The organism is Candidatus Pantoea soli (assembly GCF_007833795.1).
GTDB classification, from domain to species: domain Bacteria; phylum Pseudomonadota; class Gammaproteobacteria; order Enterobacterales; family Enterobacteriaceae; genus Pantoea; species Pantoea soli.
The window spans coordinates 2,095,349-2,119,287 of record NZ_CP032702.1; the positions used below are offsets into that span (position 1 = coordinate 2,095,349).

The window sequence follows — 23,939 nt, forward strand, 5'->3', positions numbered from 1 at the left end:
AATGGTCTGCAAAGACTCTATGCAGACCTGTAGTGGCCAATAAAAACCAGCCGCCGTTTTCTTATTGTTGCCTGCGCTGATTTTCAGATTTATTTGGTGGTGGCCCACCAGTATACGCATGCAGTTTCAGCGTACTAAAATACCCTATGATGTAATTTATTATCGCATGATAGGCTTCACTGAAATTCATGCATCCCATCATAAGAACTTACTCTTTTTTAATACCTTGGATGAATTGTTTCATTAGGCTGCTATACCGTTGGTTTCTACGACTGATCATACTCTTCCCGACCCGGCTCCACCAAAGTGGCTGCCAAATTTCCTGCTTGTGTAGAGACATCCCTAATCGATGCGGAAAATGACCTCGGCTGGATCACCACGAATTTCCGATGTCATTTTCAGCGCTTTGATGGCCAGAATGCTGCACGGTCAAAACGACAAGGCTTTTCCCGCCGGTTTCCTTTTGAACAGGTTGGAAATAACATCAAGGTAAGCGCAGCGCTTCCCTGTAAACTTTACGTCACATAGTCGCACCACACCTGATTAAACTCTGGCATTACATACTGTCGCTTAGCGGGATCAAGGATGGCGATGTTCATGGCAGACACGTTTATGTCATTGAACAGGCGAAATAATACTGACGAAACCTGTGATGGAACAAAAAAATTGCCTGTCCGGATTTTTCTAAGGGAAGTACGACCAGGAAGAGATGCTGATTTTAACCGGATAAAGTTTTTAGGGACAGATTTAGGATAGTTACGGTCTTATAAAAAAAGAATTTATAATTCAGATCGTTAAAAAAAGACCCAAAACGATTCCTGTTTCGGGTCCAGGGAAATGGCTCGTTGAGAGCCGTGCGCTAAAAGTTGGCATTTTTGCAGGCGGTGTCGCCTTGCCATTTAAAGGTAGACCACCTCTGGCTAATTTCCAGCCAGCACAGCGGCAGCGCGGCAGTTCCTGTTCACTCTGTGATCGTGCTGGCACTACTGCGTGAGAGGCGCAGCGGCAAAAATGTGCGCTGCGCCTGAAAATGGCCGGAATTACTTATCGCACAGCTGCTGAGCGCGATCGACAATCGGCTGCAGGCTCATCTTCTGCCCCGGATGCGCTTTATCATCGGCGAGGATGGTGTTGATTGACTGCAGTGTCCCCTGCCCGGCATTGGCGCGCGCCAGGGCTTTATCATTCAGCGGGTACTGCAGCAGCGTGCTCGGATTGATGGCAAACAGCGAACCGTCTTTCTCACAGGTCAGCATCACCTCTTCACGGGTAAATGGCCATTTCTCTTTGCCCATCTCAAAACGGCTGACGGTAATTATCTGCGCGGCCATTGCCTGGCTGCACAGCGCCATCAGTACACAAGCCGGAATCAGTTTCTTCAGCAAAATGTCGACCTCTTATTCTCTTCTGTTACACATCGGGCGGGGGCGGATATGCCAGACACGCCCCCGCCCGGTCACAATCGGGGCCAGCAGCGCAGGCCGCGGCTGGCCAGCCTGCACTCTCAACCGCAGGGCCTGTATGCGCCTGGGCAAAGATAATGCACCGCCAGCGAGGCAGCAGGATACGCCGCCGATCCGCAGGTGTCGAGACATGCGGTGCGATCCAATTCCCTTGATCCAGCAGGGCGAAACCATTATTTTTGCCGCTGTATATCAGGAGAAATGCATGAGCCATAACCTTGCCCTGCTGTCGCAGGAAGAGAAAGACAAAGTGAACGTCGATCTCGCCGCTGCCGGCGTGGCGTTTAAAGAGCGCTACAACATGCCGGTGGTAGCTGAAATGGTAGAACGCGAACAGCCTGAAGCGCTGCGTGAGTGGTTTCGCCAGCGGCTGATGGCGTATCGTCAGGCCTCACTGAGCCTCTCCCGCCTGCCCTACGAACCCAAACAGAAGTAATCTATGTTACGTGTAATTGATACCGAAACCTGCGGGCTTCAGGGCGGCGTGGTTGAAGTGGCGTCGGTGGATGTCGTTGACGGGCAAATTGTGAATCCCATGAGCGATCTGATCTGCCCCGATCGCCCTATCAGCCGCCAGGCCATGGCGGTACACCGCATCACCGAAGCGATGGTGGCCGATAAACCGACCATTGAGCAGGCGATAAGCCGCTATCACGGCAGCCCGCACTACGTTGCCCACAACGCCAGCTTTGACCGCCGGATGCTGCCCGCCATGCCCGGCGAATGGATTTGCACCATGACGCTGGCGCGCCAGCTGTGGCCGGGCATTAAATACGGCAATCAGGCGCTGCGCCACAGCCTGAAGCTGGAGGTCACGCCGCCGTCCGATCTGCACGCGCACCGCGCGCTGTATGACTGCTACGTCACCGCCGCCCTGCTGATCCGCATTATGGAAACCTCCGGCTGGAGCGCCAGTGAGATGGTGGCCCGCTGCCAGCCCGCGCCGGTCAGCGGTGATGTCCTGCCGTTTGGTAAGTATCGCGGTCAGAGTATTGCCAGCATCGCGCGCAAAGATCCGCGTTACCTGCGCTGGGTACTGGAAAACGTGCGTGATTTGCGCCCGCCATTGCGGCAGGCGCTGCGGAAATACCTGCCTGACGATCAGTAATCGACGCGATCCGGCAAGCTGCCCTGAGCCAGGGCAATCAGGAAGGTATACTCCTGGGCCACACCTTCATACGATTTAAAGCGGCCGGATTTACCACCGTGTCCGGAGTCCATGTCGGTACACAGCAGCAGCAGCGTATCGTTGGTTTTCAGTTCACGCAGCTTCGCCACCCACTTGGCCGGTTCCCAGTATTGCACCTGTGAATCATGCAGCCCGGTGGTGACCAGCAGATGCGGGTAGGCTTTGGCGGTCACATTATCGTAGGGGCTGTACTGACGGATGTAGTGATAAAACGCGGCCTGCTCCGGATTGCCCCACTCATCATATTCACCGGTGGTGAGCGGGATAGACGGGTCGAGCATGGTGGTCACCACATCCACGAACGGCACCTGCGCCACCACGCCGTGAAACAGCGCCGGTGCCATATTCACTACCGCGCCCATCAGCAGTCCGCCGGCGCTGCCGCCCATCGCATAGAGCCGCTGGGGATCGCCGTAGCCCTTTTCCACCAGCGCTTCGGTGACATCAATAAAATCGGTAAAGCTGTTCATTTTTTGCTGCAGGCGGCCGCCGTCATACCACTGCTGCCCCAGCTCACCGCCGCCGCGCACATGAATAATGGCGTAGATAAACCCGCGCTCCAGCAGGCTGATGCGGCTGGTGCCGAAACTGGCATCCATACTGCTGCCGTAAGCGCCGTAACCGTAAACCAGCAAAGGGTTTTTACCGCGCTGGAAGTGCTTGCGGTGATACACCAGCGATACCGGGACTTCGCAGCCATCACGCACCGTAATCCACAGGTGCTCACTTTTGTAATCATCGGAATCAAAGCCCGGCACCGGCGTCTGCTTCAGCACACGACGCTCACCGGTTTCCATATCCAGTTCAAACAGGGTCGTTGGCGTGGTCATCGAGGAGTAGCCATAGCGCAGCTTATCGCTTTCCGGTGAGGGGTTGTAGGCCAGCCAGGTGACGTAAGCCGGGTCATCAAACGCAATGCCGAAGCTTTCACCGGTTTCACGATTGATCTGCCGCAGCGTGTTTACGCCGCGCTGGCGCTCCTCCACCACCAGCCAGTGACGAAACAGCTGAAAATCTTCCATCACCACATGCTCGCGGGCCGGTATCAGCGTCTCCCAGCGCGATTCCGCCAGCCATGCGCTGCGGTACAAGCCGAAGTTTTTGCCGTCGCGGTTTGAACGGATATAAAACTGATGGTTGTAGTGATCAAGGCTGTATTCGTGATCGCGGCGGCGCGGGCAAAATACCTGCGGTCGGGCATCCGGGTATTCCGCATCAATCAGCTGAATTTCGCTGGTGGTAGTGCTGAACAGCGCAATCAGAATGAAGTGCTCAGAGGTGGTTTTATGCACGCTGACGCTGAAACTCTCATCCTGCTCCTCATAGACCAGCTGATCGTCTTCCTGCGGATGCCCCAGCTCATGGCGCCACACCTGATAGGCCAGCAGGGTTTTGGGATGCTTGCGCACATAATAGAGGGTACGGGAATCATTGGCCCAGGCGAAGCTGGAGGAGGTGTCCGTCAGCACCTCCGGATACCAGCTGCCGCTGGCCAGATTCCTGAAGCGGATGCCGTATTGCCGGCGTGATAAAAAATCCTCTGCCAGCGCCATCACCTGGTTGTCGGGGCTGATATCCAGCGCGCCCATGGTGTAGAAATCGCTGCTGGCCGCACGCTGGTTGCCGTCCAGCAACAGCTGCCACGGCTCCTGTTCCGGTGCATCAACCGGCTGCCGGAAGTAGGCAGCGTATTCCGTGCCGGCCTCAAAGCGGCTTTGATAGCGATAACCGTTTTTGACATAGGGCACCGAGTGATCCTGCGCAGGCAGCCGATCAACAATCTCTTTCAGCACGCGATCCTGCAGCGCATCCTGGGAAGCCATCATCGCCCTTCCGTAGCGGTTTTCGGCCTGTAAATAATCCAGTACTTCCGGATTTTGTCGATCGTCGTCACGCAGCCAGAAGTAATTATCGGTGCGGGTTTCGCCATGCAAGGTCATGTTATGGGGGATTTTTTTTGCCTGCGGCTGTTTCATTACGAGGGTTCTCCCTGAAAGACATTATTCTGCAAGCGTGGCACTAATGTCACAGGAAGCCAAGCCGGAAAAAGGCGGGAACCGTCATGACAGGCCGCCGCAGCGGCCCGGGATGCTGTGTCAGGCGGCTTTTTCCGCCGCAATATCACGCTGGATCGCTTCACGGACATCCTGCGGAATTTTTAGCGCATCCCCCAGCGCGCTGAGGTAACTGCGCTCCATAAAGTGGTCAACATCAATCGCCGCGCAGCTGAGGAAGTAGAGTTCCAGCGCCTCCTCTTCATTTTTTACGTCTGCCGCCAGCCAGTGAGGATCGAGCGGACGGTTCATAGCCTGCGTAATCAGCGCTTCCGCCTGCCCGTCGTAACCCGCCTGCCGGATATTCTGTTCGATAGCGGCGCGTTCCCGCTCATCAATATGGCCGTCACTTTTCGCTGCGAAAACCAGCGCGGTAACCAGCCGCTCTGCCCGTTGATCAACCGGCGTCTGCAGCTGGCCAAACGCCGGTTCATCCTGATGGCTTTCGCGCACGCGCTGCTTATATTTGTTCCACAGCACGGCACCGGCCGCCGCGCCGCCGCCCACCAGCAGCGCTTTGCTGCCGTATTGGCTCAGCAGCTTGCGCGAAGATTTGCTGGCAATCAGCAAACCGGCCAGACCGCCTAATGCGCCGGGGGCCAGCATATCACTCAGGTTTCCGCCTTTGCCGTCACTGTTCTTTTTTGCCAGTACCGATTGAATCTGCTGCAGCCAGTTATTCATCATGTCACCTCAGTTCAGTTTTTCACGCCTCATGCTGCCGGAGCCAGTGTCAGATAACGTCAGAGCGGGCAAAGTATGGCAAAGCCAGCCGCAGGGAAAACGTGAGCACGCAAACGTTTTCGTTTATACTGCGCGCGCATTTTGACTGCTAAGGTGAAATTATGACGACTCTCGGAACTGCGCTGCGCCCTGCCGCCACGCGCGTCATGCTGTTAGGTTCAGGCGAACTGGGTAAAGAAGTGGCGCTGGAGTGCCAGCGTCTGGGTGTAGAGGTGATCGCGGTGGATCGCTATGCCGATGCACCGGCGATGCACGTGGCACACCGCAGCCATGTGATCAACATGCTGGATGGTGACGCGCTGGCCGCCGTCATCGCCCAGGAGCAGCCGCACTTCGTGGTCCCGGAAATCGAAGCTATCGCCACCGAAAAGCTGCTGGAACTGGAAGCGCAGGGCCAGAAAGTGGTACCGACTGCCCGCGCCGCCCGCCTGACCATGAACCGTGAAGGGATTCGCCGGCTGGCTGCGGAAGAGCTGGCGCTGCCCACCTCCACTTATCAGTTCGCTGACAGCAAAGCGCACTTTGTTGCCGCTGCGCAGCAGATTGGGTTTCCCTGCATCGTGAAGCCAGTAATGAGTTCCTCCGGTAAAGGCCAGAGCTTTATCCGTGACGCCGGCCAGCTGGATCGCGCCTGGGAATATGCCCAGCAGGGTGGCCGCGCCGGTGCCGGCCGGGTCATTGTTGAGGGCGTGGTACGGTTTGATTTTGAAATCACGCTGCTCACCATCAGCGCGGTGGATGGTATCCACTTCTGCGCGCCAATCGGCCACCGTCAGGAAGACGGAGACTACCGTGAATCCTGGCAGCCGCAGCAGATGAGCGCACTGGCGCTGCAGCGTGCGCAGGCGATCGCCGCAAAAGTGGTCAATGCGCTGGGGGGTTACGGCCTGTTCGGCGTCGAGCTGTTTGTCTGTGGGGATGAGGTGGTGTTCAGTGAAGTGTCACCGCGCCCGCATGACACGGGCATGGTCACGCTGATTTCGCAGGACTTATCTGAGTTTGCGCTGCATGTCCGCGCGTTTCTCGGCCTGCCGATCGGCGGCATCCGCCAGTATGGCCCGGCGGCCTCAGCGGTGATCCTGCCGCAGCTGGAAAGCCAAAATGTGCAGTTCGTCAACCTTGATGCCGCGCTGGGTGCCGGTTTGCAGCTGCGGCTGTTTGGCAAGCCGGAAATCGCCGGTCAGCGTCGCCTGGGTGTTGCGCTGGCAACCGGGGATACCACCGACGAGGCCGTGGCGCGTGCCGTTGCCAGTGCCGCAGCGGTACAGGTACAGGGCTAACCCTACTGCGGGCAGCGGCGGCTGCCCGTTGTCCGCATCTGCCTTATCGCGCGCCTTCCACGGCTTCACGTGCCAGCCGGGTGATACGATCCCAGTCTCCGCTCTCCAGCGCATCGTTTGGCACCAGCCACGACCCGCCGATACACAGCACGCTGTTCAACGCCAGATAATCACGGTAGTTAGCCGGTGAAATGCCGCCGGTCGGGCAGAAGCGCACCTGCGGGAACGGGCCACCGATCGCAGCCAGCGCCTTTACGCCGCCATTGGCTTCTGCCGGAAAGAATTTGAACTCGCGCAGGCCATAATCCATGCCGGTCATCAGTTCTGAAACGGTGCTGATGCCCGGAATCAGCGGAACCGGCCCTTCCACCGCCGCCTTCAGCAGCGGCTCGGTCAGCCCGGGGCTGATCACAAATTGCGCGCCGGCATCCGTCACTTCTTTCAGCTGCTGCGTGTTGATGACCGTGCCTGCGCCCACAATCGCTTCCGGGACTTCATTGATCATCGCGCGCAGGGCGTCCATGGCCACCGGTGTGCGCAGCGTCACTTCCAGCACCCGCACGCCGCCTGCCACCAGCGCTTTCGCCATCGGCACAGCGTGTTCCAGCTTGTTGACTACGATCACCGGCACAACCGGGCCGGTCGTCAGGATCTGTTCCGCACTCGTTTTCCAGTTTTTCATCACATTTCCTTGGGGTTGCAGTCCGGCGCGCGGCCAGGCTTTCAGCAAGAGTGCTCTACCATACAAGATCGGATGCGCGGGCGTCTATCTGATTGCTCCGTTTTTTGAAACCGTGGTTCATTTTTCTCATCGCGTAAAGCGGTCACAAAAAAGCCCGCTGAGTGCGGGCTGATGGGTGTGTTACTCAAACTCGTTCCACGAGCGGCCGTCGCGCGTGATCATGGCGACCGACGCCACCGGGCCCCAGGTCCCGGCCTGATAAGGCTTGGAGGCATCGCCATCCGCGCTCCAGGCTTCGATAATCGAATCCACGTACGTCCAGGCGGCTTCGACTTCATCGCGGCGTACAAACAGCGCCTGAATACCGCGCATGGTTTCCAGCAGCAGACGCTCATAGGCATCCGCCAGGTGCGACTGGTTGAAGGTTTCGGAGTAGCTCAGGTCCAGTTTGGTGGTCTGCAGCTTGTGCTTGTGATCGAGACCCGGCACTTTGTTGAGGATCTCAATGTCCACGCCTTCATCCGGCTGCAGGCGAATCGTCAGTTTGTTCTGCGGCAGCTCTGAGTAGGAGTCCTTGAACAGGTTCATTTCCGGGTTCTTGAAGTACACCACCACTTCAGAACACTTGGTGGGCAGACGCTTACCGGTGCGCAGATAGAACGGTACGCCCGCCCAGCGCCAGTTATCGATATCCACGCGAATGGCCACGAAGGTTTCGGTAGAGCTTTGCTTGTTCGCGCCCTCTTCTTCCAGATATCCCGGCACCTTTTTGCCCTGCACAAAGCCCGCCGTATACTGACCGCGCACGGTTTTTTCCCGCACGTTGGTCTGGTCGATACGCCGCAGTGAACGCAGCACTTTCACTTTTTCATCGCGAATTGCATCAGCGCTGAGATCGGACGGCGGCGACATGGCGATCATGGTCAGAATCTGCAGCAGGTGGTTCTGGATCATGTCGCGCATCTGACCGGCTTTATCGAAGTAACCCCAGCGGCCTTCAATGCCCACCTCTTCGGCCACGGTGATCTGCACGTGGTCAATGGTGCGGTTGTCCCAGTTATTGACGAAAATGGAGTTGGCAAAACGCAGCGCCAGCAGATTCAGTACCGTTTCTTTGCCCAGATAGTGGTCGATACGGAATACCTGGCTCTCGTCGAAGAATTTACCGACGCTGTCGTTGATCTCCTGCGAGGTTTCCAGCGAGGTGCCCAGCGGCTTTTCCATCACCACGCGCGCGGGTTTGGCATTCAGCTTAGCGGCGCCCAGACCTTCACAAATTGCCCCAAAGGTGCTTGGCGGCATCGCAAAATAGTTGATGGTGACGCGATTTTTCTGGTCCAGCATTTTGCCCAGACGGGTGAAGTGCGAGGTCTCGTTCACATCCAGGTTGCAGAAATCGAGGCGGCCGCTGAGCTTGTCCCACAGCGCTTCATCGATTTTCTCTTTCATGAAGGTCTCTAACGCTTCACGGACGACTTTGGTATACGCCGCTTTGTCCCACTCCGCGCGACCCACGCCGATAATGCGGGTGGTATCGTGAATCTGACCGGCTTTCTCCAGCTGATACAGTGAAGGCAACAGCTTCCGACGTGCCAGATCGCCTTTGGCACCGAAAATCACCAGATCGCATGCCTGGGCTGTTTGTGTTACCGCCATTTTCCTCTCCTCGTTGCAGGATTTACCCGGTTTGAGCGTCCTCATCATCCCGGGTCCTTATTGTAATTTTCTTACGGCACAATGTACTTTTTTCACCGCGCCAGGACAACCCGGCAACGGCGCATGACTGCCTGATACTGTGCACCGTTCAGCGGTGCTGTGCGTGTTATGTCGTGCGCCCGGGCACCCTTTTTTGTTTCGCGATTTGTCGGGATAAAACCCGGCAGCGATCAAAGTATGACAAAAAAATCGCTTTTACATTTACCCGCGGCTGCGTGCGGCTGCCGGTTACACGGTATATTCAGGGTAACGGGCAGCGAGTTTACCTGCAGAAGGCGCTGCAAAAAACGATTAATGGTCATCAGGTTAACAACATGCTGGAAAAGATTCAGGCGCAACTCGACGCGCTGAGTAAATCCGAACGGAAAGTGGCGGAACAGATCCTGGCGGCGCCGCAGCAGGCTATGCACTCAAGCATCGCCACGCTGGCGCGTGCCGCAGATGTGAGCGAACCCACGGTGAACCGTTTCTGTCATCGCATGGGCACGCGCGGCTTTCCTGATTTCAAACTGCAGCTGGCGCAAAGTCTGGCAAAGGGTCCCAGCTGGGTCAGCCGCGATGTGGAAGAAAATGACAGCGTGGAAAATTACAGCCAGAAGATTTTTGATTCCGCGCTGGCGGGCCTGAGCCGCGTGCGGCAGCAGCTGGATATGCAGGTTATCGATCAGGCCGTGCTGGCCCTGTCGCAGGCGAGCAAAATCGCCTTTTTCGGCCTGGGTGCGTCCGCGGTAGTGGCGCACGACGCCACCAACAAATTTCTGCGCTTTAATCTGCCGGTCATCTGGTCTGAGGATATTGTGATCCAGCGCATGAGTTGCATAAATAGTGGACCAAATGACGTCTTTGTTCTTATCTCGCATACAGGCCGCACCAAAAATATGATAGAACTGGCTCGCCTGGCGCGTGTAAACGCTTCCACCGTTGTGGCGATTACCTCTCCGGATTCGCCGCTGGCTGCGGAAGCGACGCTGGCGCTGACGCTGGATGTGCCGGAGGATACCGATATCTACCTGCCAATGGTGTCGCGGCTGGCGCAGTTAACCGTGGTTGACGTGCTGGCAACCGGCTTCACGCTTGAGCGCGGCAGTGCTTTTCGTGAGAATCTGAAACGCGTGAAAGAAGCGCTGAAAGCCTCGCGCCTGGAAAAACCGGTGCCGGCAAACACCGCCCGGTAAAATAATTAACATCACATTCACAATGTGAGTCGAATCACAGCCCATCGATCATATAGAATGAGTGACCACACCGTGTCCCTTGTGATCGACACGATACTTTGTCAACGGAGTCCTTCATGTCCAGACGTCTAAGAAGAACCAAGATCGTTACCACCCTCGGTCCGGCGACCGATCGCGATAATAACCTCGAAAAAATCATCGCGGCCGGTGCTAACGTTGTGCGACTTAACTTCTCCCACGGCACCCCGGAAGATCACCAGCAGCGTGCTGACAAAGTGCGACAGATTGCGGCAAAACTGGGCCGTCATGTAGCGATTCTCGGCGATTTGCAGGGGCCGAAAATCCGCGTCTCTACCTTTAAAGAAGGCAAAGTGTTCCTTAACGTCGGCGACCGCTTTCTGCTGGACGCGAACCTGAGCAAAGGCGAAGGGGACAAAGAAAAGGTCGGTATTGACTACAAAGGCCTGCCGGAAGACGTGGTGCCCGGCGATATCCTGCTGCTGGATGATGGCCGCGTGCAGCTGAAGGTGCTGGAAGTTCAGGGCGTTAAAGTGTTCACCGAAGTGACCGTGGGCGGCCCGCTCTCCAATAATAAAGGCATCAACAAACTCGGCGGCGGCCTCTCTGCAGAAGCGCTGACCGAGAAAGATAAACTGGATATCCTCACCGCCGCGAAAATCGGCGTCGATTACCTGGCGGTCTCCTTCCCGCGTAACGGTGAAGATATGAACTACGCCCGCCGTCTGGCACGCGATGCCGGCTGCGATGCCAAGCTGGTGGCCAAAGTGGAGCGCGCGGAAGCGGTCGCGACGCAGGAAGCCATGGATGATATCATTCTGGCCTCCGATGTGGTGATGGTGGCGCGTGGCGACCTCGGCGTGGAAATTGGCGATCCGGAGCTGGTGGGCATTCAGAAGGCGCTGATCCGGCGTGCCCGTCAGCTGAACCGTACCATTATTACTGCGACGCAGATGATGGAATCGATGATCACCAACCCGATGCCAACCCGTGCAGAAGTGATGGACGTGGCAAACGCCGTGCTGGACGGCACCGATGCGGTCATGCTCTCGGCGGAAACCGCTGCCGGTCAGTATCCGGCGGAAACCGTCTCTGCGATGGCAAAAGTGTGCCTGGGCGCAGAGAAGATCCCCAGCGTGAACGTCTCCAAGCACCGTCTGGATGTGCAGTTCGATAACATCGAAGAGGCGATTGCCATGTCGGCGATGTACGCCGCAAACCACCTGCAGGGCGTGTCTGCCATCATTACCATGACGGAATCCGGCCGCACCGCGCTGATGACTTCGCGCATTACCTCCGGTTTACCGATCTTCGCCATGTCACGGCATGAGCGCACCCTGAACCTGACCGCGCTGTATCGTGGCGTGACGCCGGTCTATTTTGACAGCAACAATGAGGGTGTTGCCGCCGCGCACGACGCCGTGAACCTGCTGCGTGACAAGGGCTTCCTCGTCTCTGGCGATCTGGTCATTGTGACCCAGGGCGACGTGATGGGTACCACTGGCACCACCAACACCAGCCGCGTGCTGCGCGTGGATTAAGCCCCCGCCTCCCCCAGCGGCTGTAACAACATGGACAAACGCGACTGCCTGGCAGTCGCGTTTTATTTTTGCTCTGACAAGGAGGCCAGATGGCCCGCTACCAACCTATCAGCCAGCTCAGCGGCCGCGTGCTGCTGTTTCCGCTTGCGCTGGTGCTGTTTGAATTCGCGACCTATATCGCACACGACATGATCCAGCCCGGCATGCTGCTGGTCACCGGCGAATTTGGCGTCGGCCCGGAGTGGGTATCCACCTCGCTGACCGCCTACCTGATGGGCGGCGTGGTGCTGCAGTGGCTGCTGGGGCCGCTGTCGGATAAATATGGCCGCCGTCCGGTGCTGCTGGCCGGTATCCTGTTTTTTGCCGCCGCCTGCATGCTGACCAGCTGGGTAAGTAACATTGAACAGTTTGTTGCGCTGCGCTTTGTGCAGGGCATCAGCCTGTGCTTTATCGGCGCGGTGAGCTATGCCGCGGTGCAGGAAGCGTTTGATGAGGCGCTGGCGGTACGCATGATGGCGCTGATGGCCAACATCGCCCTGCTTGCGCCGCTGGCCGGTCCGTTAGCCGGCGCGGCCTGGCTGACGGTGGGCGAATGGCGCAGTATGTTCTGGCTGTTCGCCCTGTGCAGCCTGGTGGCGTTTGTGGTGCTGCTGCGCGTCATGCCGGAGACAGCCGGCGACCGCAGCCACTCCATCGCCCTGCCCAGCCTGGCGCGCGGCTATGGACGGCTGGCACGGGATAAGCAGGTTATGTATGGCTCCTTTGCCATCGGACTGGTGTTCATTCCCATTCTGACCTGGGTGGCGCTCTCTCCGGTGATCCTGATGCATGATGAAGGCTTATCACGCATGACGTATGCGCTGCTGCAGCTGCCGGTGTTTCTTGCCATGATTGCCGGTAATCTGACACTGGGCAAACTGGCCGGACGGGTGCCGATTGAGCAGCCGGTGAAATTTGCCGCCTGGCCGATTTTGTTTGGGCTGGGCATCGCCTTGCTGGCTAACCTGCTGGATCGTCACACCTACCTGCTGCTGACGGCGGGCCTGAGCCTGTATGCCTTTGGGGCCGGTATGGTGAATGCGGGCCTTTATCGCCTGACGCTCTACGCCAGCAGCGAAGGCAAAGGCAGCATCGCAGCAATGCTGGGCATGATCAGTATTCTGACGCTGGCGGCCGGCATCGAGCTGGCAAAAAGCGGCTACTTCCGCGGCGGCACACCCTGGTTCAGCGCGATCAACTTTGCCGCTGGCGCGCTGTGGTTTGTGCTGGTGCTGCTGTTTCTGCGGGAGCGTAAACGCCGCAGTCAGGTGGCGTCACTGCAGGAGTGAAAGGCGCGCGCCCTGTCGGAATGCTGCGACGGCGCGCGCGGGATGAGCGGCTACTTACGCGGGTATAAATCTTTGCGCGCATAAGGTTCAATATCCCCTTCCTTACGCGTTTTCAGCAGTTTGAGTATCCACGTGTACTGCTCGGGATGCGGACGGACAAAGATCTCCACCTCTTCATTCATGCGTCGCGCCAACGTGGTATCGTCCGCGTCCAGCAGGTCATCCATCGGCGGGCGCACATAGATTTCCAGCTTGTGCGTCTGGCTGTTATACACCGGAAACAGCGGCACAACGCGGGCGCGGCACACCTTCATCAGCCGGCCAACCGCAGGCAGCGTCGCTTTATACGTGGCAAAGAAATCCACAAACTCGCTGTGCTCTGCGCCGTGATCCTGATCCGGCAGGTAGTAGCCGTAGTAGCCCTGCCGCACCGAGGCGATAAACGGTTTGATACCGTCATTGCGCGCGTGCATGCGCCCCCCAAAACGCCGGCGTACCGTATTCCATACGTAGTCCAGCAGCGGGTCGCTCTGATTATGGAACATGGCGGCCATCATCTGCCCTTCCGAGGCCAGCAGCATGGCGGGAATGTCTACTCCCCAGCCGTGCGGAACGAGGAAGATGACGTTTTCGTTGTTTTCCTGCAGCGCGGTGATGATTTCCCGGCCGTGCCACTCGACGCGCTGGCGAACCCGTTCCGGATTGCGCATGCCCAGCTCTGCCATCATTACCATGGCCTGCGGCGCGGTGGCAAACATACGGTCAGCAATCTCCTCGCGCTGCGCCTCGCTCAGTTCCGGCAGACAGTAATAGAGATTGATCAACGCACGCCGGCGCGCACTTTTTGCCAGTTTACCGGCAAATTTTCCCAGTCCGCCCAGCACCGGATCGCGCAGTTTCGCCGGCAGTAATGCCATGCCCGCCAGCGCCCCAATCGCCAGCCAGCTGCCCCAGTATTTGGGTTTTAAAAAAGAACGTTGAAAAACGGGAATAAACTCAATGTTATTTTTCTTTCGGGTTTCCATGCACTCGCCTCTGACAATGACGGCTCAATGATAGTGACGGCGGTTAATTTTGCAATCTTCCTGCGCCAGATAGCAAAAAACCGACGAACAATTCGTCGGTTTTTTCATGCTGCCCGGATAATCGTGTTATTTCAGCGCCAGCTGCGGCAGATAACTTTTCACCTGCGCCAGGTAAGTGCTGCGGTCTTTGCCGGTCAGCCCTTCCATGCGCGGCAGTTTCGCCGTCAGCGGATTGACCGCCTGATTGTTGATCCACACTTCATAATGCAGATGCGGGCCGGTGGAGCGTCCGGTATTGCCGGACAGCGCAATGCGGTCTCCGCGTTTCACTTTCTGCCCCGGTTTGACCAGTGCTTTGCTCAGGTGCATATAGCGTGTCATATACTGGCGACCGTGACGGATAGCGACATAGTTGCCGGCGGCGCCGCCGTTTTTCGCCATGACCACCTCACCATCGCCAACCGCCAGCACCGGCGTACCAATCGGCAGCGCAAAATCCACGCCTTTGTGCGGCGCAATGCGGCCGGTCACCGGGTTCAGCCGGCGCGGATTGAAGTTTGAAGAGACGCGATACTGTTTGACGGTCGGGAAGCGCATAAAGCCGCGCGCCAGGCCGGAGCCGTTGCGATCGTAGAATTTGCCGTCTTCGGCGCGGAAAGCGTAGTAATCTTTGCCGCCGGTGTGCACGCGCACGCCCAGCAGCTGGCTCTGGGCGCTTTTGCCATCCAGCATTTCCCGTGACATCAGCACGCTGAAGGCGTCACCGGCGCGCAGTTTGCGGAAATCCATCTGCCACTGCATCGCTTTGATCACGCTGCTGGTTTCAGCGCTGGTGAGTCCGGCTCGCTGGGCGCTGGCGGCAAAGCTGCCGCGCACTTCGCCTTTCAGCACGCTGTTCTGCCATTCGCCCTTCTGCATCTCCTGCTGCATCTCAAACGCGCCGTTCGGCTGGCGCGCATAGGTGCGGGTTTCGCGCCGGTCAATTTCCCAGCTGAAATTCTGCAGGCCGCCATCGGCATCCAGCGTCCAGCTCAGCTGCTGGCCGACGCGCAGGTTACGCAGATCTTTATCGCTGCTGACCAGCGCATTGATATCGCTGAGATCGATGCCGTACTGGTTGAGCGCGCTGCTCAGGGTATCGCCCGACGAAACGGTATACTCATGTTGATTGGGCACGTCCGGCACATCGTTATCAATGTCATCTGCCGGGATATCGTCTTCCGGCTCCGCCGTGGTCTGATCGATCGGCTCGCTGGCTTCCGGCAGTAAATTGCGCAGTTCGTTTTTATCCAGCGTGATGTCTTTCACGATGGGGGCGACGTCGCGGGGATGGTAAACATAAGGCCGCCAGACGGCGACGGCCAGTGTGACAACGGTTAATGACCCCAGCATAACGCGGTGGGGGCGCGGCAAATTATTAAATGCGAGGGCGACAGAGCGGGCTATCTGCTGCACTTTTACCTATTCCTCTATGCTCCATTCAGGCAGCTCGCATACTGGCTTGACAGCTGTGAGAGGAATTTCACGTAGCTGTCTTTGGTTAAGCTGATTCCCATGCCGAGTGGATCCAGTGTGCCTTTACGCACAGGCGTTCCACGCGACACCGCATCGATGACGGCCGGCCTGAATTGTGGTTCAGCGAAAACGCATACGGCTTTCTGCTCAACCAACTGTGTTCGTATTTGATGTAAACGCTGGGCGCCCGGCTGGATTTCAGGATTGACGGTAAAATGCCCTAAAGGTGACAAACCGTAATGTTTTTCGAAGTAGCTGTACGCGTCGTGAAAAACGAAATAACCCTTGTTCCGCACCGGCGCGAGTTGCGCGCCAATGTGTTTGTCTGCGTCCGCTAATGCTGCCTCAAACTGCTGCAGATTGGCGTCAAGTTTGGCTTTGCTTTGCGGCATAAGTTCCAATAATTTTCCATGGATTGCAACAGCAGATTGCCGGGCGATCTCAGGGGACATCCACAGGTGCATGTTAAACTCACCGTGGTGGTGATGTGCATGAGACGAGTCTGTATCCTCGGAATTTTCTGAACCATGCGCAGAATCATGATCGGTGGCGGGTTCATCATCGTCTTCACCGCCGCGGATCAGCAGCGGTTTGACCGCCGGTAATGCCGCTATTTCCAGGTTTTTGTTCTGCGGTAATTCGCCGGCAGACCGGGTCAAAAAGGCTTCCATTTCCGGACCGGTCCAGACGACTAAGTCTGCGTTTTTAATACGTTTTACGTCGGAAGGACGCAGCGCATAATCGTGTTCTGAGGCACCGTCCGGCAGTAATACTTCAACCGGCGTAATGCCATCGGCGATCGCCGCTGCGATAAATCCGAGCGGCTTGATAGAGGCAACCACGGCTGCATGCGCTGGCAGCGCGGCTGCCGCGCTAAATGCCATCGCAGAAAGGGTAAAAGTAAGGCGCTGTTTAATGTGTAACATAATGCGACATTCCATCGTGACCAGGTGATGGAATGTGATATTATAACATTCGAATTTCAATGCAACCGTAAATATCATGACGCCACTTGTCACACTCGAAAACATATCCGTCACCTTTTCTCAGCGGCCGGTGCTGGCCGGCATCAGCCTGTCGCTCGAACCGGGAAAAATTCTGACGCTGCTCGGGCCCAACGGTGCCGGGAAGTCTACGCTGGTGCGCACGGTGCTTGGCTTGCTGACCCCGGACAGCGGTCGCGTCCATCGCGCGCCCGGTTTGCGCATTGGCTATGTGCCGCAAAAGCTGCACATAGATCCCACCCTGCCCATCATCGTTGAACGCTTTATGCGCCTGACGCAAGGCAGCCAGCGTCAGGCGATTCTGCCGGCGCTGAAACGGGTTCAGGCCGGGCATCTGCTGCAGGCCCCACTGCAAAAGCTCTCCGGCGGCGAAACCCAGCGCGTGCTGCTGGCGCGTGCGCTGCTCAATCAGCCACAGCTGCTGGTGCTGGATGAACCGACGCAGGGCGTGGACGTTAACGGTCAGGTGGCACTGTATGATCTGATCGACCAGCTGCGCCGCGAGCTGAACTGCGCCGTGCTGATGGTTTCCCACGATCTGCATCTGGTGATGGCGAAAACCGACGAAGTGCTGTGTCTGAATCATCACATCTGCTGCTCCGGCACGCCGGAAGCGGTTTCGCAACATCCGGAGTTTATCGCCATGTTCGGTCCGCGCGGCGCGCAACAGCTGGCGATTTACCGGCATCACCATAATCACCGTCACGATTTACAGGGACGCATTGTTTTGCGCAAAGGAAACAGCCCCTCATGATTGAACTGCTTTTACCTGGCTGGCTCGGCGGCGTTCTGCTGGCGCTGGCCGCCGGCCCGCTGGGCTCATTTGTGGTCTGGCGCCGCATGTCCTATTTTGGCGATACCCTTGCTCACGCCTCGCTGCTGGGGGTGGCATTCGGGTTGCTGCTTAACGTTAACCCTTATTATGCCGTGATTCTGGTGACGGTCTGCCTGGCGCTGGGTCTGGTGTGGCTGGAGCGCCGCCCGCATCTGGCGATCGATACCCTGCTGGGGATCATGGCGCACAGTGCCCTGTCGCTCGGCCTGGTGGTGGTGAGCCTGATGCAGGGCGTGCGCGTGGATCTCATGGCCTACCTGTTCGGTGACCTGCTGGCGATTACGCCGGATGATTTGTGGCTGATGGGCGGTGGCGTGATGGTGGTGCTGGCCGTGATGGCGTGGCAGTGGCGGGCGCTGCTGTCGATGACCATCAGTCCGGAACTGGCACAGGTCGACGGCGTTAACCTCCCGCGGACGCGGCTGATGCTGATGCTGGTCACCGCGCTGACCATCGGCGTGGCGATGAAGTTTGTCGGTGCGCTGATTATCACCTCGCTGCTGATTATTCCGGCGGCCACCGCGCGGCGCTTCTCCCGTTCGCCGGAGCAGATGGCCGGGTTCGCCGTGCTAATCGGCACCCTGGCGGTAACCGGTGGCCTCACCTTCTCCGCCAGCTACGATACGCCTGCCGGCCCGTCAGTGGTACTGTGCGCCGCCGTACTGTTTATGTTCAGCATGGCAAAAAAACCGGCGGCCTGACGCCGGTTACTCTTCGCGCAGAATATCGAAATGTTTATACGCATGCTGCGTGGCCATCCGGCCGCGCGGGGTGCGCTGAATAAAGCCCTGCTGAATCAGGAAGGGTTCGATAACGTCTTCAATAGTTTCCCGCTCTTCGCCGATGGCCGCCGCAAGGTTATCCAGCCCCACTGGACCGCCCATGAACTTATCAATGATGGCCAGCAGCAGCTTGCGGTCCATGTAATCAAAGCCCTGACTATCCACGTTAAGCATATCCAGCGCGCTGGCAGCCACTTCACCACTCATGTTGCCGTTCGCGCGCACATCGGCAAAATCCCGCACGCGACGCAGCAGACGGTTCGCAATACGCGGCGTGCCGCGCGCGCGCCGCGCCACTTCCAGCGCACCTTCTTCACTCAGCACCAGCCCTAAACAGGCGGCGCTGCGGCTGACGATGTGCTGAAGATCCGGCACGTTGTAAAACTCCAGCCGCTGCACGATGCCGAAACGGTCGCGCAACGGTGACGTGAGAGAGCCGGCGCGCGTGGTCGCACCAATCAGGGTAAACGGCGGCAGATCGAGCTTGATGGAGCGCGCCGCCGGCCCTTCGCCAATCATGATATCCAGCTGATAATCTTCCATCGCCGGATAAAGCACCTCTTCCACCACCGGCGAAAGACGGTGAATTTCATCAATGAACAGCACGTCATGCGGTTCAAGGTTGGTGAGCATGGCCGCCAGATCGCCGGCTTTCTCCAGCACCGGGCCGGATGTGGTACGCAGATTAACGCCCATCTCATTGGCGACAATGTTCGCCAGCGTGGTTTTACCCAGCCCGGGCGGACCGAAAATCAGCAGGTGGTCCAGCGCATCGCCGCGCAGCTTCGCAGCCTTGATGAAAATCTCCATCTGTTCGCGCACCTGCGGCTGACCGACATATTCTGTCAGCAGTTTAGGGCGGATGGCGCGGTCCAGGCTCTCTTCTTCGTTGAAAGAACTGCCCGAGACCAGGCGATCGGCTTCAATCATGCTTTACCTCAAATAGCTGCGCGCAGCGCTTCGCGGATCAGGGTTTCACAATCCGCATCGGGTTTACCCACTTTGCTGACCATACGGCTGGCTTCCTGCGGTTTATAACCCAGCGCCACCAGCGCAGCAACGGCTTCTGCCTCGGCGTCGTTGGTCTCCGGCGTCGCGGAAGGCGCGGTGAGTGTAAAGGCAGAGTCGCCACCAAACAGATCGCCGTGCATCCCTTTGAAGCGGTCTTTCATCTCTACCACCAGCCGTTCGGCGGTTTTTTTGCCCACGCCCGGCAGTTTGACCAGTGAAGCAATCTCTTCGTGCTCTACCGCGTTCACAAACTGCTGTGCGGACATCCCGGACAGGATTGCCAGCGCCAGTTTCGGCCCGACGCCGTTCACTTTGATCAGCTCGCGGAACAGCGCGCGCTCCTGTTTGCTGTTGAAGCCAAACAACAGTTGGGCATCTTCACGCACCACAAACTGGGTGAAGATAATCGCTTCCTGATTGATTTCCGGCAGCTCGTAGAAGCAGGTCATTGGCATATGCACTTCATAACCGACGCCGTGCGCCTCAATCAACACCAGCGGCGGCTGTTTTTCCAGAATATTGCCTCGTAAGCGACCAATCACCTGAGCTGTTCCTTAATCTGTGAGTAACAAATACATGCGCGAATACCGCTGCCTGCAGCCCGCTATGTCGCAACGCTGCGCTGCCCGCGCGCCTGACGGCAGGCGGAATCGTGACGGCTATGTATATCATAAAAAAGGCTGGATGCATATCCAGCCTATTGAAGCACCACGCTTTTGCTAACCGGATCGCAACCGCCCGCGCGTCAGCACCAGTTTGCTGTCGCTCATGCGCGCCGCGTTCTGGCTGACATGACAGTGCGTAATGGCAATCGCCAGCGCATCAGCGGCATCCGCCTGAGGATTAGCAGGCAGCTTAAGCAAGGTGCGAACCATATGCTGCACCTGGCTCTTTTCGGCGCTGCCGATACCGGTCACCGTCTGCTTAACCTGACGCGCCGCGTACTCAAACACCGGCAAGTCATGGTTCACTGCGGCAACAATCGCTGCGCCGCGCGCCTGACCGAGCTTGAGCGCTGAATCGGCGTTTTTCGCCATAAAGACCTGCTCAATGGCAAAGTAGTCGGGTGAAAATTGCGTAATGATTTCGCTGACGCCCGCGTAAATCAGTTTCAGACGCGAAGGCAAATCGGTGACGTTGGTGCGGATACAGCCGCTGCCCAGATAGCTGAGCTGGCGGCCGGTCTGACGGATAACACCATAGCCGGTGACGCGCGAGCCGGGGTCGATCCCGAGAATTATCGCCACAGCGCGCCTCCGGCGTGAGCAGGGGTAAGCAACGCCATTACAGCGTTTCCGCCACCTCGTCAGAGATTTCACCGTTGTGGTAAACCTCCTGCACATCGTCACAATCTTCCAGCATGTCAATCAGACGCAGCAGTTTCGGTGCCGTCTCGGCATCCAGTTCCGCTTTGGTGGAAGGGATCATGGAGACTTCAGCGCTGTCGGCTTTCAGCCCGGCGGCTTCCAGCGCGTCACGCACGGCACCCAGCTCTTCCCACGCGGTGAAGACGTCAATCGCGCCGTCGTCATAGCTGACCACATCTTCGGCACCGGCTTCCAGCGCCGCTTCCATTACCGCATCTTCATCCTGACCGGGCGCAAACGAGATCACGCCTTTTTTGCTGAACAGGTAGGAAACGGAGCCGTCCGTGCCGAGGTTCCCGCCGGTTTTGGTGAAGGCGTGACGCACTTCACCCACGGTACGGTTGCGGTTGTCACTCAGGCATTCAACCATCACGGCAGAACCGCCAGGACCGTAGCCTTCATAGATGATGGTTTCCATGTTGGAATCATCTTCGCCGCCCACACCGCGCGCAATAGCACGGTTCATGGTGTCACGGGTCATGTTGTTGGACAGGGCTTTGTCCATCGCAGCGCGCAGACGCGGGTTAGAGCCCGGATCGCCACCGCCCAGTTTTGCTGCTGTCACCAGTTCACGAATGATTTTGGTGAAGATCTTACCGCGCTTCGCGTCCTGAGCCGCTTTGCGGTGCTTGGTATTCGCCCATTTACTGTGTCCAGCCATCTTACTATCTCTCCGATCTTGTATATCGCACGGGCTATCTTGCTTGCGCTCGCGGCTTGCGGCAGTGCGCGCATACCTTGCGTACCTGCGTACGCGCTGGATGCTGTGCGCTGGCGGCAACCCGCCCCGCTGCGCCGATCACGCCCGACGTTTCAGCAAAGTCACGCCCGGATAAACACCTGAGCTGAGTTTAGGTTGTCAATGTAGCGTACCCGCCGCCGGAAAAATGCGCGGCGGCGGGGATTCAGATAAATTCTTCGATTGCCTGGCGGTTACTCCAGGACTTGGTCAGCGCTGCGGCGGCGGCCGGTGTCAGCCACTGTGCGGCCAGATGCTCGCTCAGCCGCAGTTCCCGCTCGCCCGGCAGGGCCAGCCGGAACCAGTGTTCCCGGTTATGCGTGACCTCCGGGGCATAACGATGGCGATAGTGCGGGAAGATTTCAAACTCAATCTGCTTTTGACAATCTTCCAGCGCCAGCTGTTCGCCGGGGATATCAATCGCCAGCTCTTCGGCCACTTCACGCACGGCAGCCTGCGCCGGCGTTTCTCCGGGTTCCAGGCTGCCGGTGACCGACTGCCAGAAGCTGGCATCATCGCGCCGCTGCAGCATCAACACCCGGCCGGTATCCTGCGCATAAATGACCACCAGCACCGAAACCGGATGTTTGTAGCGCATCAGTTATTCTCTGTCTTCTCTTTCTTCGGCAGGATCTGGATACCCAGATCGGCCAGCGCGGCCGGGTTGGCTTCGCTGGGGGCTTCCGTCATCAGACAGGCTGCGGCGGTGGTTTTCGGGAACGCGATCACATCACGGATGTTGTCGGTACCGGTCAGCAGCATGGTCAGGCGATCGAGACCAAAGGCCAGGCCCGCGTGCGGCGGCGTACCAAATTTCAGCGCGTCCAGCAGGAAGCCAAACTTCTCCTGCTGCTCTTCCGGGGTAATGCCCAGAATGCTGAATACGGTCTGCTGCATGGTGCCGTTGTGAATACGGACAGAGCCGCCGCCAACTTCATAGCCGTTGATCACCATATCATAGGCGTTGGCAACCGCCTGCACCGGATCCGCCGCCAGCTGTTCCGCGCTGAGCGCTTTCGGCGAGGTAAACGGATGGTGCATCGCGGCCAGGCCACCTTCGTCGTCCTCTTCGAACATCGGGAAGTCGATCACCCACAGCGGAGCCCAGGCTTTTTCATCGGTAATCAGCAGGTCACGGCCCACTTTCAGACGCAGCGCGCCCAGCGCATCCGCCACCACTTTGGCCCGGTCAGCGCCAAAGAAGATCAGGTCGCCATCCTGCGCGCCGGTACGGTTCAGGATGGACTCCACGATTTCCGGCGTCAGGAATTTCGCCACCGGGCTCTGCACGCCTTCAAAACCGGCTGCACGCTGGTTGATCTTCATCCACGCCAGCCCTTTCGCGCCGTAGATTTCAATAAACTTGCCGTATTCGTCAATTTGCTTACGCGTCAGCGCCGCACCACCCGGCACGCGCAGCGCGGCAACACGCCCTTTGGCATCGTTGGCCGGGCCTGCGAACACCTGGAATTCAACGTTCTGCAGCAGATCGCCCACGTCGATCAGCTCCATTGGGTTACGCAGGTCAGGTTTATCCGATCCGTAGCGGTTCATCGCTTCGGCAAAGGTCATCTGCGGGAAGTCGCCGAGGTCCACGCCTTTGATGTCGAGCCACAATTCCCGGATCAGACGCTCCATCACCTCACGCACCTGTTCTGCGCTCATAAATGAGGTTTCTACGTCGATCTGGGTGAACTCCGGCTGACGATCGGCACGCAGGTCTTCGTCACGGAAACATTTGACGATCTGGTAGTAGCGGTCAAAACCGGACATCATCAGCAGCTGCTTGAACAGCTGAGGTGACTGCGGCAGCGCATAGAATTTGCCCTTGTGCACGCGGCTGGGCACCAGATAGTCACGCGCGCCTTCCGGCGTGGCTTTGGTCAGCATCGGCGTTTCGATGTCGAGGAAGCCTTCGCTGTCCATGAAGCGACGCACAAAGCTGGTGATGCGGGCGCGGGTTTTCAGGCGCTGCGCCATTTCCGGACGACGCAGGTCCAGATAACGGTAGGTCAGACGGGCTTCTTCGCTGTTGGTCTGGTTAGAGTCCAGCGGCAGCGGTTCCGCACGGTTGATGATGGTCAGCTCATGGGCGAACACTTCGATATCGCCGGTCGCCATCTCGCTGTTGCGGTTTTTCTCTTCACGCGCACGTACGGTTCCGGTGATCTGGATACAGAATTCGTTGCGCAGCTCGGACGCCCGCTGGAAAGCTTCCTGATGGTCAGCATCAAAGAAGACCTGAGCGATGCCTTCACGGTCGCGCATATCGATAAAAATCAGGCTACCCAGATCGCGACGACGGTTGACCCAGCCGCAGAGAGTAACTTGCTGACCTGCATGGGACAGATTGAGCTGTCCGCAATATTCTGTACGCATAACGTATCCTTTTAACTTCGCCGCTGCTGCCAGACAGCATCAGGCCGCGTAACCTTCTGAGATGCTGTCGCAAAAAAGGCGGCTATTATAAT

General features: G+C 58.0%; 22 protein-coding genes. 8 read left to right on the top strand and 14 right to left on the bottom strand.

Annotation, left to right across the window (positions count from 1 at the left end):
• Positions 1 to 1,040: 1,040 nt before the first annotated feature.
• Positions 1,041 to 1,388, bottom strand: a complete 348-nt coding sequence (locus D8B20_RS09735) for a YebY family protein (RefSeq protein WP_145888689.1) — start codon at positions 1,386 to 1,388, stop codon at positions 1,041 to 1,043.
• A gap of 280 nt (positions 1,389 to 1,668) precedes the next feature.
• Between D8B20_RS09735 and D8B20_RS09740 the strand changes: the two genes are divergently transcribed.
• Together D8B20_RS09740 and exoX are read left to right on the top strand one after the other, a co-directional pair.
• Positions 1,669 to 1,899, top strand: coding sequence for a DNA polymerase III subunit theta (locus D8B20_RS09740; RefSeq protein WP_145888690.1), 231 nt, complete (start codon positions 1,669 to 1,671; stop codon positions 1,897 to 1,899).
• A gap of 3 nt (positions 1,900 to 1,902) precedes the next feature.
• Positions 1,903 to 2,571 carry an exodeoxyribonuclease X gene (gene exoX / locus D8B20_RS09745; RefSeq protein WP_145888691.1) on the top strand — a complete coding sequence of 223 codons (669 nt, stop codon included), beginning with the start codon at positions 1,903 to 1,905 and terminating at the stop codon, positions 2,569 to 2,571.
• Here exoX and D8B20_RS09750 read toward each other — a convergent pair.
• Together D8B20_RS09750 and D8B20_RS09755 are read right to left on the bottom strand one after the other, a co-directional pair.
• Positions 2,565 to 4,628 carry a prolyl oligopeptidase family serine peptidase gene (locus D8B20_RS09750; RefSeq protein ID WP_145888692.1) on the bottom strand — a complete coding sequence of 688 codons (2,064 nt, stop codon included), beginning with the start codon at positions 4,626 to 4,628 and terminating at the stop codon, positions 2,565 to 2,567. The genes exoX and D8B20_RS09750 overlap by 7 nt on opposite strands.
• 120 nt (positions 4,629 to 4,748) lie before the next feature.
• Entirely contained in the window at positions 4,749 to 5,390 is a 642-nt protein-coding gene (locus D8B20_RS09755) for a tellurite resistance TerB family protein (protein ID WP_145890515.1), read from the bottom strand.
• 161 nt (positions 5,391 to 5,551) lie between these two features.
• Between D8B20_RS09755 and purT the strand changes: the two genes are divergently transcribed.
• The gene (purT, locus tag D8B20_RS09760) at positions 5,552 to 6,730 is read left to right on the top strand and encodes a formate-dependent phosphoribosylglycinamide formyltransferase (RefSeq protein WP_145888693.1); all 1,179 of its coding nucleotides are present in this window, start codon (positions 5,552 to 5,554) and stop codon (positions 6,728 to 6,730) included.
• A 43-nt stretch (positions 6,731 to 6,773) separates the two neighbouring features.
• Here the strand turns inward: purT and D8B20_RS09765 are convergent, their stop codons facing one another.
• Positions 6,774 to 7,412, bottom strand: coding sequence for a bifunctional 4-hydroxy-2-oxoglutarate aldolase/2-dehydro-3-deoxy-phosphogluconate aldolase (locus D8B20_RS09765; RefSeq protein WP_145888694.1), 639 nt, complete (start codon positions 7,410 to 7,412; stop codon positions 6,774 to 6,776).
• A gap of 180 nt (positions 7,413 to 7,592) precedes the next feature.
• A complete protein-coding gene (zwf, locus tag D8B20_RS09770) occupies positions 7,593 to 9,068 on the bottom strand; it encodes a glucose-6-phosphate dehydrogenase (RefSeq protein WP_145888695.1) in 1,476 nt (491 codons plus the stop codon).
• Between the two features lie 374 nt (positions 9,069 to 9,442).
• Between zwf and D8B20_RS09775 the strand changes: the two genes are divergently transcribed.
• From D8B20_RS09775 to D8B20_RS09785, 3 genes are all read left to right on the top strand, one after another.
• Positions 9,443 to 10,303 carry a MurR/RpiR family transcriptional regulator gene (locus D8B20_RS09775; protein ID WP_145888696.1) on the top strand — a complete coding sequence of 287 codons (861 nt, stop codon included), beginning with the start codon at positions 9,443 to 9,445 and terminating at the stop codon, positions 10,301 to 10,303.
• Between the two features lie 116 nt (positions 10,304 to 10,419).
• Positions 10,420 to 11,862, top strand: a complete 1,443-nt coding sequence (pyk, locus tag D8B20_RS09780) for a pyruvate kinase (protein ID WP_145888697.1) — start codon at positions 10,420 to 10,422, stop codon at positions 11,860 to 11,862.
• 89 nt (positions 11,863 to 11,951) lie between these two features.
• Complete coding sequence (locus tag D8B20_RS09785; RefSeq protein WP_145888698.1) at positions 11,952 to 13,190, top strand: MFS transporter; 1,239 nt, start codon at positions 11,952 to 11,954, stop codon at positions 13,188 to 13,190.
• A 50-nt stretch (positions 13,191 to 13,240) separates the two neighbouring features.
• Here D8B20_RS09785 and lpxM read toward each other — a convergent pair whose 3' ends face one another.
• The 3 genes from lpxM to znuA all read right to left on the bottom strand — a co-directional run bounded on the left by lpxM (position 13,241) and on the right by znuA (position 16,656).
• Positions 13,241 to 14,215 carry a lauroyl-Kdo(2)-lipid IV(A) myristoyltransferase gene (lpxM, locus tag D8B20_RS09790; protein WP_145888699.1) on the bottom strand — a complete coding sequence of 325 codons (975 nt, stop codon included), beginning with the start codon at positions 14,213 to 14,215 and terminating at the stop codon, positions 13,241 to 13,243.
• 126 nt (positions 14,216 to 14,341) lie between these two features.
• Positions 14,342 to 15,670, bottom strand: coding sequence for a murein DD-endopeptidase MepM (gene mepM / locus D8B20_RS09795; RefSeq protein ID WP_145888700.1), 1,329 nt, complete (start codon positions 15,668 to 15,670; stop codon positions 14,342 to 14,344).
• Between the two features lie 14 nt (positions 15,671 to 15,684).
• The gene (gene znuA, locus D8B20_RS09800) at positions 15,685 to 16,656 is read right to left on the bottom strand and encodes a zinc ABC transporter substrate-binding protein ZnuA (protein WP_145888701.1); all 972 of its coding nucleotides are present in this window, start codon (positions 16,654 to 16,656) and stop codon (positions 15,685 to 15,687) included.
• A gap of 76 nt (positions 16,657 to 16,732) precedes the next feature.
• On the opposite strand from znuA, the gene znuC reads away from it, so the two are divergent.
• Both znuC and znuB read left to right on the top strand, forming a co-directional pair.
• Positions 16,733 to 17,488, top strand: a complete 756-nt coding sequence (znuC, locus tag D8B20_RS09805; protein ID WP_145888702.1) for a zinc ABC transporter ATP-binding protein ZnuC — start codon at positions 16,733 to 16,735, stop codon at positions 17,486 to 17,488.
• Positions 17,485 to 18,270 carry a zinc ABC transporter permease subunit ZnuB gene (gene znuB, locus D8B20_RS09810; RefSeq protein ID WP_145888703.1) on the top strand — a complete coding sequence of 262 codons (786 nt, stop codon included), beginning with the start codon at positions 17,485 to 17,487 and terminating at the stop codon, positions 18,268 to 18,270. Before znuC ends, znuB begins: the two co-directional genes overlap by 4 nt.
• 6 nt (positions 18,271 to 18,276) lie before the next feature.
• Here the strand turns inward: znuB and ruvB are convergent, their stop codons facing one another.
• The 6 genes from ruvB to aspS all read right to left on the bottom strand — a co-directional run bounded on the left by ruvB (position 18,277) and on the right by aspS (position 23,847).
• Positions 18,277 to 19,281, bottom strand: coding sequence for a Holliday junction branch migration DNA helicase RuvB (gene ruvB / locus D8B20_RS09815; RefSeq protein ID WP_145888704.1), 1,005 nt, complete (start codon positions 19,279 to 19,281; stop codon positions 18,277 to 18,279).
• Positions 19,282 to 19,289: 8 nt separating this feature from the next.
• Entirely contained in the window at positions 19,290 to 19,904 is a 615-nt protein-coding gene (gene ruvA / locus D8B20_RS09820; RefSeq protein WP_145888705.1) for a Holliday junction branch migration protein RuvA, read from the bottom strand.
• A 177-nt stretch (positions 19,905 to 20,081) separates the two neighbouring features.
• Positions 20,082 to 20,609, bottom strand: coding sequence for a crossover junction endodeoxyribonuclease RuvC (gene ruvC, locus D8B20_RS09825; RefSeq protein WP_145888706.1), 528 nt, complete (start codon positions 20,607 to 20,609; stop codon positions 20,082 to 20,084).
• Positions 20,610 to 20,646: 37 nt separating this feature from the next.
• Entirely contained in the window at positions 20,647 to 21,390 is a 744-nt protein-coding gene (locus D8B20_RS09830) for a YebC/PmpR family DNA-binding transcriptional regulator (protein WP_145888707.1), read from the bottom strand.
• 244 nt (positions 21,391 to 21,634) lie between these two features.
• Positions 21,635 to 22,066 carry a dihydroneopterin triphosphate diphosphatase gene (nudB, locus tag D8B20_RS09835; protein ID WP_145888708.1) on the bottom strand — a complete coding sequence of 144 codons (432 nt, stop codon included), beginning with the start codon at positions 22,064 to 22,066 and terminating at the stop codon, positions 21,635 to 21,637.
• The gene (aspS, locus tag D8B20_RS09840; RefSeq protein WP_145888709.1) at positions 22,066 to 23,847 is read right to left on the bottom strand and encodes an aspartate--tRNA ligase; all 1,782 of its coding nucleotides are present in this window, start codon (positions 23,845 to 23,847) and stop codon (positions 22,066 to 22,068) included. Before aspS ends, nudB begins: the two co-directional genes overlap by 1 nt.
• Between the last annotated feature and the right edge of the window lie 92 nt (positions 23,848 to 23,939).

Excerpts from the sequence above, each read along its gene's own strand:
- D8B20_RS09740 (WP_145888690.1), top strand. The coding sequence starts at position 1,669 with ATGAGCCATAACCTTGCCCTGCTGTCGCAGGAAGAGAAAGACAAAGTG.
- exoX (WP_145888691.1), top strand. The coding sequence starts at position 1,903 with ATGTTACGTGTAATTGATACCGAAACCTGCGGGCTTCAGGGCGGCGTG.
- D8B20_RS09750 (WP_145888692.1), bottom strand. The coding sequence starts at position 4,628 with ATGAAACAGCCGCAGGCAAAAAAAATCCCCCATAACATGACCTTGCAT.
- D8B20_RS09755 (WP_145890515.1), bottom strand. The coding sequence starts at position 5,390 with ATGAATAACTGGCTGCAGCAGATTCAATCGGTACTGGCAAAAAAGAAC.
- purT (WP_145888693.1), top strand. The coding sequence starts at position 5,552 with ATGACGACTCTCGGAACTGCGCTGCGCCCTGCCGCCACGCGCGTCATG.
- D8B20_RS09765 (WP_145888694.1), bottom strand. The coding sequence starts at position 7,412 with ATGAAAAACTGGAAAACGAGTGCGGAACAGATCCTGACGACCGGCCCG.
- zwf (WP_145888695.1), bottom strand. The coding sequence starts at position 9,068 with ATGGCGGTAACACAAACAGCCCAGGCATGCGATCTGGTGATTTTCGGT.
- D8B20_RS09775 (WP_145888696.1), top strand. The coding sequence starts at position 9,443 with ATGCTGGAAAAGATTCAGGCGCAACTCGACGCGCTGAGTAAATCCGAA.
- pyk (WP_145888697.1), top strand. The coding sequence starts at position 10,420 with ATGTCCAGACGTCTAAGAAGAACCAAGATCGTTACCACCCTCGGTCCG.
- D8B20_RS09785 (WP_145888698.1), top strand. The coding sequence starts at position 11,952 with ATGGCCCGCTACCAACCTATCAGCCAGCTCAGCGGCCGCGTGCTGCTG.
- lpxM (WP_145888699.1), bottom strand. The coding sequence starts at position 14,215 with ATGGAAACCCGAAAGAAAAATAACATTGAGTTTATTCCCGTTTTTCAA.
- znuA (WP_145888701.1), bottom strand. The coding sequence starts at position 16,656 with ATGTTACACATTAAACAGCGCCTTACTTTTACCCTTTCTGCGATGGCA.
- znuC (WP_145888702.1), top strand. The coding sequence starts at position 16,733 with ATGACGCCACTTGTCACACTCGAAAACATATCCGTCACCTTTTCTCAG.
- znuB (WP_145888703.1), top strand. The coding sequence starts at position 17,485 with ATGATTGAACTGCTTTTACCTGGCTGGCTCGGCGGCGTTCTGCTGGCG.
- ruvB (WP_145888704.1), bottom strand. The coding sequence starts at position 19,281 with ATGATTGAAGCCGATCGCCTGGTCTCGGGCAGTTCTTTCAACGAAGAA.
- D8B20_RS09830 (WP_145888707.1), bottom strand. The coding sequence starts at position 21,390 with ATGGCTGGACACAGTAAATGGGCGAATACCAAGCACCGCAAAGCGGCT.
- nudB (WP_145888708.1), bottom strand. The coding sequence starts at position 22,066 with ATGCGCTACAAACATCCGGTTTCGGTGCTGGTGGTCATTTATGCGCAG.
- aspS (WP_145888709.1), bottom strand. The coding sequence starts at position 23,847 with ATGCGTACAGAATATTGCGGACAGCTCAATCTGTCCCATGCAGGTCAG.